Genomic DNA, 12,676 nt, shown 5'->3' with positions numbered 1-12,676 from the left:
TCCTTATCCTTTCCTATCATGTGCCTTCAGCCATTCTTCTATCAGTACGGTAAAGCGGGTGCCATCGAAACTGCCAAAATGTCCGCCATGAACTATGTGCGGAGATAAACCATGGAGCCGGAGCATGGAGGCGTAATAGTCATCAAGATTGGAATGATACACATCCTCGACGAGCGGTCCGTCATATATCGTGTCACCTGAGAAAAGGATCCCGGTTGCTTCTTCATAAAGCGCAATCCCGCCTGGTGAGTGGCCAGGCAGATGAAAGACCTCGAACCACCGGTCGCCGAGATCGACAATATCTCCATCCGCAAGAAAATGCATCACTGGCGCGGCGCGAACGGCGTAAAGATCTGATCGATACGGCTCGGGTGGGAGGCTGTCGAATATATCATCCGTCGCATAATCCTCGGCAAGGGTATTTGCTCGCGTTGGATGCGCAATGATATCTGCTTCCAGGCGGTGAGCTGCCCGATCGTCAAACTCGTGATGGCAGCCGATATGATCGAAATGGCTGTGGCTGGCGATTGCGGTCAAGGGTCTCTCGGTCACCAAAGAGACATGCTCACGCAAGCTGACAACCCCCATGCCGCTATCAATGAGCGCATCCTGGTCGCGCCCGCGGATATGCCATATATTGCAGCGATAAAAAGGTTTGATATGGGGTTCGTCAATCAGGGTTATGTCATCCCCGACTTTTTGAACCCGATACCAGTTATGTGCAGCGATGCGAATCATTACCCCCCTATAAGCCTACTCCGGATTAAAACAGACAGCTTCAATCCTATTGCCGTCCGGATCAAGCACAAATGCAGCGTAATAATTCTCTTCATACTCGCGCTTGCCTGGCCCACCGTTATCTGTACCGCCGCTGGTAATTGCCGCTGCGTGAAACGCATGAATGGAATTCCGATCAGGCGCGCGAAAGGCGCAATGAAATCCCTTCGCATGACCGATATCCTTATGCTCGATCAACCAGAAAAAAGGATCTTCCCGCGACGGACCATAGGCAATGGTCTCACCATAATCAGCAACCATCTTGAACCCGATGGCTGACAAGACCGCATCATAAAAATTCTTGGATTTCTCCCGGTCCGTAATTCCGATAGATACATGATCAAGCATTTCTCTCCCCCTGTCGCAAATGTTCATGTTTTGTTCTATTTTTATAGTCCGGAATGTCTGGTAATGCAAGGGGCACTCTCTAGTGTTTTTCCACTATCGGCAGATTGATATACTCAGGCTGGATCAGCTTGACACCTTCCGGTTTCAGCATCGCAGGATCTTCCGGTAAATTCTCGAGACGAACCAACGCGATGCCTTGGCCGTTGGCAAAAGACCGGACTACCGCAATCTCGCGGCCATCCAGCGTGATCGCTTCCCCTGGCTCAAGAGACCCGTCAAAGAGAACGCGGAGCAACCGCTTTTTTATTTTTGCGCGATGCTTTGTCCGGGCGGTCAGTTCCTGGCCCACATAGCAGCCTTTATTGAAGCTGACGCCGTTGAGTTCCTCGAAATTTGCTTCAAGCAAGAAGTTCTTCTCCGGAATAATATCCTGTCCACCTTCTGGTATTCCCAGATGGAGTCGATGGGCTTCATAGCTAGCCTCGTCTTTTTCAGTCGCTGCGGGGATGGCCTCCGAGGCATTAAAATCCGATGCTGTGATTATACGAACACCAAGGTTCGCATTTCGAGGGTCAACGAGATATAGATCATCCCCGCTTTGGATAACGGCCCCTGCTTTCGCCGGCAAATTTGCCGTTTTATGCGCGCCGTCTCCGTAAAGGGCGAATACCTGATTCGCCGTTTCAGTCAAGGTGACGTCGGAGCGGAGCTTGTAAAGAGTCAGACGACGGATCAGGTCACCCTTGCGCTCTGTCGTGCAATCGATCAGAAAAGTTTCCCCCTGTTTTATAATGATGAAATCATGCAGGAACTTTCCCTGTGCCGTCAGTAATGCCGCATAAAGGCATTGCGACTCATTCACTAATTTCATGTCGTTGGTTATCAGATTTTGCAGGAAATCCCACACATCTTTGCCGGTCAGGGCAAGGATTGTCCGGTTTTTCAAGGCTGTGATATTCAAATTCGACATGAAATCAAGTCCCGTCCATGGGGTGCGATTATTACCTATGCCAGAGTTAAGCTACGACTGTGCCCTTGGCAAGAGCCAGACGGCGTATTAAGAAGAATTGCGTGAAACAACTTTCAGATTAAATGGAAAACCCGATGGGTCAGCAAAACGGTGACGAGGCAGTATCATCAAACAGGGCAGGGCGATCTCCGCTGACCTTGCGGCGTCCTGATGACTGGCACACGCATTTACGCAGCGGCGATATGCTCAAAGCTGTAGCGCCTTACACAGCGCGGCAGTTCGCCCGCGCGATTGTCATGCCTAATCTGGTGCCGCCTGTTACAACAATTGCCGCAGCAGAGGAATACAGGTTACAGATTCTTAAAGCCTTGCCACCGGATGCCGATTTTACACCTTTAATGACATGTTACCTGACTGACAGTATCGTGGCAGAAGAAGTAGAAAAAGGCCATCAGGAAGGTGTTTTCACGGCAGCTAAATTATACCCTCAGAATGCAACAACAAATTCCAGCCATGGCGTCACCGATATTCGCCATATTTATCCCGTTCTGGAGAGAATGCAGCGCGCGGGCATGCCGCTTCTGATCCATGGAGAGGTGACAGACCACGACGTCGACATTTTCGATCGGGAGGCAGTCTTCATCGAGCGGATACTTGTTGGTCTGCTGAAGGATTTTCCGGGGTTGAAGCTGGTGTTTGAGCATATTACAACCGCCGAGGCAGCCGCCTTCGTTGTCGAGAGCGGACCCAATGTCGCAGGGACAATAACGCCACATCATCTGACGTTTAATCGCAACGCCATTTTCAAAGGCGGTATTCGGCCGCATTTTTATTGTCTGCCCGTTGCCAAGCGGGAAAAGCATCGGCTGGCGTTGCGGAAGGCGGCAACCTCCGGATCGGCGAAGTTTTTTCTTGGTACGGATACGGCACCGCATGAAGCGCGTGACAAGGAAACAGCATGTGGCTGCGCGGGGTTGTTTAATGCACCTTATGCCATGGAAAGCTATGCGACGGTCTTCGAGGAGGAAGGCGCCCTTGATCAATTAGAGATGTTTGCCTCAGTGGCCGGCCCAAATTTCTATGGGTTACCGTTGAATGAAGAACGGATAACACTGGAGCCGGTTGAGACCGTGGTTCCGGACCATATTGCTATTCCGTCTGGAAAACTTGTTTCCTTCCATGCCGGAGAAACGCTGAAATGGCGGTTTAAAGCGGGCAGCAATGCGGCTTAGCACTGCTGCCCGAAAACTCAGGCTTGTGCGATAGACCGATAGAGGTCCACGCCTTCCTGTGCGTAGGTATTTGCGTCTTCAACGGCATGAGAAATGGAGCTGAGGTTCTCATTGATATCCTCAACTGCCATCGCCGCAGATTGCATGCTCACGGTAATTTCTTTTGTCGTGGCCGTCTGTTCTTCAACCGCGCCGGCAACCGCGGCGACGCTTGCTTCCACAGCGACGATCGCCGTTTTGATGCTGTTCAGGTTGTTTACGACGTTTTCACTGATTGACTGCATGCCATTGATTTCGGAAGAAATCTGATCAGTGGCACTTCCCACCTGATTGGCGAGCGACTTGACCTCGGCAGCGACGACGGCAAAACCCTTACCTGCCTCTCCCGCGCGGGCCGATTCAATGGTGGCATTCAGGGCCAGCAGGTTAATCTGACCTGCGATGTCCTGAATGACCTCAATGATGTTGGTCATTGCCTGTGCGGCCTTGCTCAATTCTTTGGTGGAAAGATCGGCATTGCCGACTTCGCCGTTTGCCTTGTCCACCTCATCCTTAGATGAGTTCATGCTGCGGGCAATTTCATAGGCGGAGGATTGAAACTCCTCTGCTGCGGCTGCCACAGACTGCACTGTTTGCAGGGCCTGTCCGGATGCGGATGCGGCAGACGTGGCCTTTTGGTTTGCATCGCGAACGGAAACCAGGATTTTCTCAAGGTTTTCATCCACAACCTTCCCAACCCGGGCGGCTTCATTACGGGCCAAGACCTGTTCAGTGATGTCAGTTGCTATTTTTACGACTTTAATTGGTTTGCCGCTTGGATCGAATATGGGGTTATAGGACGCCTGTATCCAGATTTCCCTGCCGCCTTTTGCGATGCGCTTGTATTCGGCCGCCTGAAATTCGCCACGTCCAAGTGCATTCCAGAAGTCCTGGTATTCCTTGCTGCTGGCAAATGCGGGATCTACAAACTTGCGATGATGTTCCCCGCGGATTTCCTCAATCCGGTATCCCAAGGCGTCCAGAAAGTTCTGGTTGGCGTCAATGATGGTACCGTCAAGATTGAAGGAAATGACGGCCTGCGATTTACTGATAGCATCAATCTGTCCTTGATAGCTGGCATTCTGTAAAATGCGCGCGGTAATGTCCGTTGCTATTTTTACGACTTTAATTGGTTTGCCGTTCGGATCGAAGATGGGATTATAGGAGGCCTGTATCCAGACTTCTTTGCCGCCTTTTGCGATGCGCTTGTATTCGGCCGCTTGAAACTCGCCGCGTCCAAGTGCATTCCAGAAGTCCTGATACTCCTTGCTGCTGGCAAATGCGGGGTCCACGAATTTGCGGTGATGTTCCCCCTGAATTTCCTCAATCTGGTATCCCATGACATCCAGAAAGTTCTGGTTGGCGTCAATGATGGTGCCGTCGAGATTGAAGGAAATAACGGCTTGCGATTTATTCATCGCATCAATCTGCCCTTGATAGCTCACAGTCTGTATGGTGCGCGCCGTGATATCAGTTGCAAATTTGACGATCTTTGTCACTTCTCCCGTTTTACCAAAAATGGGATTGTAGGATGCCTGTATCCAGACCTCTTTACCGCCTTTGCCGAGACGCTTGTATTCGGCTGACTGGAATTCCCCGCGTCCGAGCGCATTCCAGAACTCCTGATACTCGTTACTGCTGGCGAAAACGGAATCCACGAACATACGGTGATGTGCTCCGCGTATTTCGTCGATCTGATATCCCATGGCATCCAAGAATGACTGGTTGGCATCAAGGATGGTTCCGTCAGTCTTGAATTGAATAATAGCTTGCGATTTGTTCAGAGCGGCAAACATCGCGTCCATCTCACGAACGTTGTAGCCGCTTTTGTTGCTGCCGATCGTATCTTTGGAACTACGACCGTTCATAAAATCAAACATGGCTGGGCCTCCATATTACATACGAAAGAACAGATAGGCTTCTATCTGTTCCCTAAACCCAAAAATTACTTCTTGGTGGAGGTATTAAGCTTAATATTCTCTAAAAAATGGTTAATTTTATGTACTTTGACTTAATTTGTACTTTAAATTTTGTCTTTTTTTCTATTTCAATGAAATTTCATAGGGTGAATTATGATTTTTAATATAACTATAGTGTAGTATTAAATGAGTAATTATAAACATTAGTAGAATTTATTGTTTTATTGGTTTAGTATATATAATGGCCGGCCATTATTATGAAATGTGGAAATGAAGGTAAATATGTCCGTGCGACATATATTGTCGGCAGTTTATGGGGATAAGCTCGATCTCAAATGTTCAAGGCCGACGAAAGACGATGCTCAGAGTCGGAAAGCGTCAGATAAATGTTAGTGCAGTTTAAACTGACTATCGGTAAAGTGAACTTCGTTAGGATAGATAAGCTTATTGGATGCATAGCGAACCGAGTGTAATCGGCCATCCAATTCCTTCTCCCAAAAATCAAGGAATTTCTGAAGGGCCGGGTATTTGGGATCCAGATCATAGTCCTGCCAGATATATGTCTGCAGAAATTCCGGGTAGTCGGGAAGGTGGTAAAGTATTTCGGCAGTTGTCAGGACATAACCGTTCAGCTTTTTCTCCATTTCAAACATATGCAACTCCAGTTCCAGTAACGCGACATGGGAAGCCTCGAATGCTTACGTAATTAATTGTAAAATATATACATTAAAAAACAATTGCTTATATAAGTTTGTGGTTCATTTGTGCCGTTGAACAGGCTATAACACGAGGAACAGCGATCAATAAAAAAAGGAAAAGGTGATGGGCGATACCTTCAGGGCATTGGTGATTGAAGATCAGGACGGGAAGCAAAAGGCGGTATTCAAAGATCTCACCGTCGCCGACCTGCCGGACGAAGACGTGCTCGTGGAAATATCATACTCGACTCTCAATTATAAGGACGGGCTTGCCGTTTCCGGCAAAGGCATTGCGCGCCGGTTACCGATGGTTGGCGGAGTTGATCTTGCGGGAACCGTGCTGGAGAGTGCCTCGAGTGAATTCAAGCCGGGCGATAAGGTCATCGTCAATGGTTACGGGCTGTCGGAGTTGTATTGGGGTGGCTATAGCCAGAAGCAAAAGCTCAAATCCGAATGGCTGATTAAACTGCCGGATGCCTTTACCATGCAGGAAGCAATGGCAATCGGCACAGCAGGGTATACGTCGATGCTTTGCGTACTCGCCCTTGAAAAGGCGGGAGTGACGCCCGATAAGGGTGATATTCTGGTGACGGGCGCGGCCGGTGGAGTTGGCTCCGTTGCAATCGCGCTTCTTTCCAAGCTCGGCTATCGGGTCATCGCATCAAGTGGGCGCGAGGAAACCCATGATTATCTGAAAAAGCTTGGCGCGGCTGAAGTTATCAGCCGGGAAGAAACGATCGGGAAAGGTCGCCCGTTTGACAAGGAGCGCTGGGCTGGCGCCGTTGACTGTGTTGGCAGCAGTATCCTTGCCGCGGTGATTGCACAGATCAAATATGGCGGCGCGGTTGCGGCCTGCGGGCTTGCAGGCGGTAACGATCTGCCGACGTCGGTCCTGCCATTTATTCTCCGCGGTGTATCCCTTCTTGGTGTCGACAGCGTCATGGCGCCACGGGAAAAGCGGGAGGAAGCCTGGGCCAGACTCGCCAAGGATCTCGATAAATCATTGTTTGAGGATATGATCCGTGTTGAGCCGATGAGCAACCTGCCCACTCTTGCCGGGGACATTCTCAAAGGTCAGGTAAAGGGACGCGTGGTTATCGACGTCAACGCGTGATCTAAGTTATTGAGAGACGGCCCTTGGCAATAAAGTAGGGATTGTCATGGCCGTCTTTGCCATAGGTCAATGGCGTACCGTCGATTGTTTCGACACTGCCGCCTGCGGCTTCCAGAATTGCCTGACCTGCGCCGATGTCCCATTCCATTGTACGCCCGAAGCGTGGATAAAGATCGGCCTTTCCCTCCGCGACAAGACAGAGCTTAAGGGAAGAGCCGGCGGAAATAAGCTCTTTCACGTCGAACTTTGAAATATACTCATCTGTTTCCGGTGTCCGGTGAGAGCGACTGGCGACCACCGTAATGCCGTCAACCGGCGCTTCGCGTGTGTGTATGGCGATTGCAGGCTGATCCGCAATTTGCCGCCAGACTTTTCCGGGACCTTCTGCAAAATAAGTCTCATTCTTTGCCGGGATATGAATGACCCCCATGGTCGGGCGACCCTGTTCCACGAGGGCGATATTCACAGTGAATTCCCCGCGCTTGTGAACAAACTCCTTGGTCCCGTCCAGTGGATCGACGAGCCAGAAAATACCGCCCGACAAATCAGGAACCTTGCCGGCGGCTTCACTTTCTTCGGCCAAGATGGGAATGTCTGGCGTTAACGCCTTGAGCCCGTCGATAATGATTTTTTCCGCCTCCACATCCGCTTCGGTCACAGGAGAGGCATCCGATTTGGTCTTTACGTCAAAATCCTGATGATAAATCGTCAGGATTTTATCGCCTGCCTCTCGTGCTATTTTTGTGATTGCTTGTGTGAGAGTTGGGCGATCGAGAGGCATCTGGCATTCCTGGACTGTCGTCTGTTACTCCGACGTAACATATCGATAACCGCCGGATTGTCACCCTTGAAAGAGTACAGACGGCAATTTTTTACAGGCGTTAGAATTCTTTATTTCTGAGGCGGCGGGTTCGGCGTGTAAGGTCAATCGCAGGTTTTTCGATAAATGTCCATGAGAGGTATGCGCAAATAAGGACGAGCGGAAGAGTGTACAGTATATTGAGAAACGGATTGGTGATACCAAACGAGGCGATGAGCTGCTGCAGGGGAAAAGCATAGATGTAGACACCGTAGGAATAATCCCCCACCTTGTTATATTCCCTGATTAATCCCCGCGGTAAATAGGCAACGAGAAAAACGGCATATGCAAGCGCTACCATAAAGAACTCGCGGAAAAAAGGGGTTCCGTGAAACGCGATGGCTAGCAAAATAAGTGCCCCTCCGATCATCCAGTTAAGCCGAAGGGTCTGGCGCCAAACATAGAAAATGATGCCGATCATAAATGGAAAAGCGAGCTTTGCGAGGGCGACAAGCCGCTGTTGTGGTTCGTAATAAATAACCAGACCATAGACGGCAACGAAAACGAGACAGACAAGAAACATCAGCCGCGGGTTCTTCAGCGCCCCGACAATACCGAACACGACAACCGACATGTAGCAAACAAGTTCATGGCTGAGAGTCCAGAGCGGGATGTTGACGACGCCTCCGGCGGGATTGCTTTTAAACACACCTGGCAGAGACTGATCGAGCGAAAACAGTGTAAAATTACGCAAAATATATTCCGGTGCCGCGCGCCAAAGGGCTTCGTATGGTGCGGTGGTAACAAGCGGGGCAAGTATGAAGACCGTTAGTAACAGAGCAATGAGCAGACCAGGAAAGATACGCAAAACTCTCGCTAGCCAAAATCTCTTGATATTGGGGTTTCGGTCAAAACTCCGGGCGATCAGATAGCCGGAGATCGCGAAGAAAATCGAAACACAGACAATTCCGAGATCTATTCCATTCAGGACGTTGACGAACGGCTGCTGCTTGATATCGCCGGTGGAGACCGGCCAGGCATGAGAGACGAGAACACCGAATGCCGCCAGTATCCGGATGAGGTTCAGGTTGTTGTCACGCCCCTGTTCTATGTCGGCAAGAGTGCCTGATCTCATGCATTCTTCTCCAACTACCGTAGAAAAGACTTTATTGCCACAAATGACAGATTGATCCATGGCTGTTAAACTGCAAATTTAGCATGATTTGGACTACAAGGGAATGCGAGGGGTTTGCGGTCTCTGATGAAAGAATTTTCTATTACACCCGACCCAAAGGCGGCTGCCTTAAGTGAAGTGCTCGACGGTTTAGATCAGAACGGTCAGCCGATTAGTTTGCCAGTCGTGGTCGAGAAGCCCCTGACCCTTTTCCTGAATGGTCAGGAAATCGTGACCATGATGACAATCGGGGATTATCCGGATTATCTCGCGCTCGGATATTTGCTGAATCAGAATATGCTGCGGCCGGATGTTCAGGTGACGGGGATCGATTTTGACGATGATCTTGGCGTTGTCGTCGTGCGGACGGATCGGGAAACGGATTTCGAAGACAAGCTGAAGAAGAAAACCCAGACATCAGGCTGTGCGCAAGGGACCGTGTTTGGTGATGTCATGGAAAAATTCGAGGGTATCCGCCTTGACCCGGACGCGACTTTAAAAACCTCCTGGATTTATGGGCTGTCCCGCAAGATTAACCAGCAGCCGTCGCTGTATCTGGAGGCGGGTGCGATACATGGCTGTGTTTTATGCGAGGAAGACCGCCCCCTTATTTATATGGAAGATGTGGGGCGGCATAATGCTATCGATAAAATCGCCGGCTATATGTGGCGTCATGGCCTGTCGTCCGTCGGCAAGATTTTTTATACGACGGGGAGGTTGACGTCGGAGATGGTGATCAAGACAGCACAGATGCAGATACCCATTGTCATCTCCCGTTCGGGTTTTACGGCATGGGGCGTCGAGCTGGCGCGTCAGGTAAACATGACCCTGGTCGGACGGGCCAAGGGCAAGCGATTTGTTTGCCTTTCCGGTGCTGAAAGGCTGGTCTTCGATATTGATCCGGCATCGGTGCCCGAAGAGTCCTCAAAGCATCAGCGCAAGGCTGCACAATGAATGAAGCGGTAACAAAATTTCCCTGCCTTCTGCTTGCGGGAGGGCAATCGCGCCGCATGGGCGGGGGTACCAAATTTCTGCAGGAACTCAGCGGGCAAACTCTTCTTGAACGCATCGTCAAGACGCTTCGCCCGCAAGTCGGTGAAATGGTACTGAACATGAACGCGGATACCCCGAGGGATGCACTGCCTGACCTTCCTGTGTTGAAGGACAGTGTCAGCGGCTTTGCCGGCCCGCTCGCGGGCATATTGACGGGACTGGAGTATTTCGGCGCAAAAGGCGGGACTGCCAGTCATATGCTCAGCGTGCCGACTGATGCGCCTTTCATTCCGGGCAATTTGGTTGAACGCCTGTCGGAAGGACTAGAGGGCGATAAAATAACCATCGTCATGGCTCACTCTGTCGGACGGGTGCATCCTGTTATCGCATTATGGCCAATTTCCCTCGCAGCGGATTTACGCAAGGCATTGACGGAGGAAAACCTGCGAAAAATTCTGGTGTTCGCGGATCGATACAATCGCGTTGAAGTTGAATGGACGGAAGATGAAGGCGATCCCTTCTTCAATGTCAACCGCCCCGAAGATCTGGAGGCCGCCCGTCAAAGGTTGCTCTGATGGTTTAGTCAGTCCCGCGTGCTCTTGTTGGCATATTGATCAAGGCGACCCCCAGAATGGCAACGACGACCCCAAGCGCGACGACGAAAGACAACTGCTCACCAAAAATGATCATGCCGAGGATAACACCGATACCCATCCTCAAATAGCTCTGGCTGGCGGCGTTCATCGACCCCAAAGTGTTGATCAGGCGAAAATAGAGCAGCAAGGCGACCGCAGTTCCGAAAATGCCCAATATGATAACGGCCGCAAGGGACGTCAGCGATGGCGATAATGTCCAAGGCTGATCGACGATAAGACTTGCGGGCACCAGCACGCAGGTGGCGGCAATCATTACACCGGCGGCTGTCACGGTAGAGGGTAGGGCGGCGAACCTTTTCCCGATAATGGCGGCGTAGCCATAAAACATGGCACTCAGAAGCAAGGCTAGCTGCGCAATAACTTGCTGGCCGAGACTCTGCAAGGCGTCGATGCCGATGATCAAAATGACCCCGGCGAGGCCCGTGAACGCCCCAATGATTTTCCGGCGACTGACGGCTTCATGTTTGGTCACCAGCCAGGTCAGCAGGAAGACAAAAATGGGCGATGTGGAGTTCAGCACCGCCGCAAGGCCACTTTCGACATATTGCTGCCCCCAGGCAACCAGCATCCACGCACCAAAGCTGTTGAAGAAGGACTGGATCACAAAGTTCTTCCAGTTTTCCTTGTCCATTGGCAACCTGTAACCTTGCCGCCAGATAACGATCAGTAATACGCATGCCGCAACTGCAACCCGGATTGCAACCAACGTCGTCGGTGGAAGGGTCTCAAGCCCAATACGAATAAACAGGTAGGACGATCCCCAGAGGCTCGCCAGCAAAAGGAGCAAGAGATATTCTTTGGGCCGATTGATGTGCTGTACGGAAATGGTTGTTGCCTTTGCTCGGGAAACCCTAGAAATGATGCAGCATAACCGCAGGGTCTTTTTTATTGCTTCGTTGGTGGTCGAACTGTCACAGGATGCAGCAACAGGCTGTTGCAGGAAAGTGAATACTTTCTTCAGGGCTCGCCAAGAAGCTTTTTACGCTGTCGCTGAACAACATCGATTAAAAACTGACTGACCGCCTTGATGCGGGCCAAGTCATGGATATCTTCGGGTGTATTGAGCCAGTATGTTCTTTTAATCTCTACCTCTTCCGGCAGAAGACAGACGAGATCGGGATAGTCGTCCGCGACGAAGCAATGCAGGATGCTGAGACCGGCGCCAGCCAGGGCCGCCTGAAACTGAAGAACGATACTGGAGCTTTTCAGCGTGACATTCGGATTGGCAATAATATCGGAAAGATACAATAGCTGTGGGTCGGGCACTAACTCGTCGATATAGGAGATGAAATTGTGATCTTTCAGATCATTTATTGACAAAATCGGGGTATGTGCTGCGAGATACTCCCGGCTGGCATAAAGGCGCAAATGATAATCTGTCAGCTTACGGGAAATGAGACGGCCAGATTTTGGGCGCGCCAGAGTAATTGAGAGATCCGCTTCCCGTTTTGACAGGCTGACAAATCGATCATTGGCGACAAATTCCAGCTCGATCTCCGGATGGAGCTGTCGAAATGCGGCGAGCTCCATGGCAAGAAACTGACTACCGAACCCCTCCGGGACCCCAAGACGGACCGTCCCGGTCAGGGTCTGGTTCTCGCCGCCGACAGAATCCTGTATTGCGGCCGACGCGCTTTCCATTGCCTCTGCCTGCGGGAGCAACCGTTCCCCTGCCTGAGTGAGAACAAATCCCCGAGGGGTGGCTTCAAACAACTTCGCATCGAGTTTCTCCTCGAGCGCAAGAACGCGGCGGCTGACTGTGGTATGATCAACCTTTAACGCTTTAGCCACTTCCGTCAGACGTCCTTTCCGGCTAAGCTCCAGAAAGAAACGGATATCGTTCCAATCAAAAATAACAATTACCGTATGTGCAAATATACACAGGGAATGTGCATTCTTATATAATTACTTTGCATTTTTACCTATGTACAGTTCAGCCAGCAAGAATCTTTTTTGG

The 12,676-nt window shown here is 50.7% G+C and carries 13 protein-coding genes; 4 read left to right on the top strand and 9 right to left on the bottom strand.

The window, feature by feature from the left end; all coding sequences use genetic code 11:
• Positions 1-3 precede the first annotated feature (3 nt).
• The 3 genes from AAC599_RS14320 to AAC599_RS14310 all read right to left on the bottom strand — a co-directional run bounded on the left by AAC599_RS14320 (position 4) and on the right by AAC599_RS14310 (position 2,095).
• Positions 4-738, bottom strand: coding sequence for an MBL fold metallo-hydrolase (locus AAC599_RS14320; RefSeq protein WP_340151083.1), 735 nt, complete (start codon positions 736-738; stop codon positions 4-6).
• A gap of 15 nt (positions 739-753) precedes the next feature.
• Positions 754-1,125, bottom strand: a complete 372-nt coding sequence (locus AAC599_RS14315; RefSeq protein ID WP_340151082.1) for a VOC family protein — start codon at positions 1,123-1,125, stop codon at positions 754-756.
• 79 nt (positions 1,126-1,204) lie between these two features.
• Positions 1,205-2,095, bottom strand: a complete 891-nt coding sequence (locus tag AAC599_RS14310; RefSeq protein ID WP_340151081.1) for a hypothetical protein — start codon at positions 2,093-2,095, stop codon at positions 1,205-1,207.
• Positions 2,096-2,229: 134 nt separating this feature from the next.
• On the opposite strand from AAC599_RS14310, the gene pyrC reads away from it, so the two are divergent.
• A complete protein-coding gene (pyrC, locus tag AAC599_RS14305; RefSeq protein ID WP_340151080.1) occupies positions 2,230-3,327 on the top strand; it encodes a dihydroorotase in 1,098 nt (365 codons plus the stop codon).
• Positions 3,328-3,344: 17 nt separating this feature from the next.
• Here pyrC and AAC599_RS14300 read toward each other — a convergent pair whose 3' ends face one another.
• Positions 3,345-5,246, bottom strand: a complete 1,902-nt coding sequence (locus AAC599_RS14300) for a PAS domain-containing methyl-accepting chemotaxis protein (RefSeq protein WP_340151079.1) — start codon at positions 5,244-5,246, stop codon at positions 3,345-3,347.
• A 428-nt stretch (positions 5,247-5,674) separates the two neighbouring features.
• Positions 5,675-5,938, bottom strand: a complete 264-nt coding sequence (locus AAC599_RS14295) for an aspartate-semialdehyde dehydrogenase (RefSeq protein WP_340151078.1) — start codon at positions 5,936-5,938, stop codon at positions 5,675-5,677.
• 169 nt (positions 5,939-6,107) lie between these two features.
• On the opposite strand from AAC599_RS14295, the gene AAC599_RS14290 reads away from it, so the two are divergent.
• Complete coding sequence (locus AAC599_RS14290; protein WP_340151077.1) at positions 6,108-7,097, top strand: MDR family oxidoreductase; 990 nt, start codon at positions 6,108-6,110, stop codon at positions 7,095-7,097.
• Position 7,098: 1 nt separating this feature from the next.
• Here the strand turns inward: AAC599_RS14290 and cysQ are convergent, their stop codons facing one another.
• Both cysQ and AAC599_RS14280 read right to left on the bottom strand, forming a co-directional pair.
• Entirely contained in the window at positions 7,099-7,878 is a 780-nt protein-coding gene (gene cysQ, locus AAC599_RS14285) for a 3'(2'),5'-bisphosphate nucleotidase CysQ (RefSeq protein WP_340151076.1), read from the bottom strand.
• A 100-nt stretch (positions 7,879-7,978) separates the two neighbouring features.
• Positions 7,979-9,031 (bottom strand): acyltransferase, encoded by a 1,053-nt coding sequence (locus AAC599_RS14280; protein ID WP_340151075.1) that lies wholly within the window; start codon positions 9,029-9,031, stop codon positions 7,979-7,981.
• Between the two features lie 126 nt (positions 9,032-9,157).
• Here AAC599_RS14280 and AAC599_RS14275 point away from each other — a divergent pair, with 126 nt between their 5' ends.
• Positions 9,158-10,024 carry a formate dehydrogenase accessory sulfurtransferase FdhD gene (locus AAC599_RS14275; protein WP_340151074.1) on the top strand — a complete coding sequence of 289 codons (867 nt, stop codon included), beginning with the start codon at positions 9,158-9,160 and terminating at the stop codon, positions 10,022-10,024.
• A complete protein-coding gene (gene mobA, locus AAC599_RS14270; protein WP_340151073.1) occupies positions 10,021-10,638 on the top strand; it encodes a molybdenum cofactor guanylyltransferase MobA in 618 nt (205 codons plus the stop codon). Before AAC599_RS14275 ends, mobA begins: the two co-directional genes overlap by 4 nt.
• A 4-nt stretch (positions 10,639-10,642) precedes the next feature.
• Here mobA and AAC599_RS14265 read toward each other — a convergent pair whose 3' ends face one another.
• On the bottom strand, positions 10,643-11,506 hold the full coding sequence (locus tag AAC599_RS14265) for an EamA family transporter (RefSeq protein ID WP_340151072.1): 864 nt from the start codon (positions 11,504-11,506) through the stop codon (positions 10,643-10,645).
• Positions 11,507-11,676: 170 nt separating this feature from the next.
• Positions 11,677-12,555: a LysR family transcriptional regulator gene (locus AAC599_RS14260; RefSeq protein ID WP_340151259.1), complete on the bottom strand. Its 879-nt coding sequence runs from the start codon at positions 12,553-12,555 to the stop codon at positions 11,677-11,679.
• Positions 12,556-12,676: the final 121 nt, after the last annotated feature.

It is taken from the genome of uncultured Sneathiella sp. (genome assembly GCF_963976355.1).
In the GTDB taxonomy this organism is placed as follows: Bacteria; Pseudomonadota; Alphaproteobacteria; order Sneathiellales; family Sneathiellaceae; genus Sneathiella.
The sequence above is the reverse complement of the archived record's forward strand: the minus strand, read 5'-3'. Positions and strand labels throughout refer to the sequence as shown.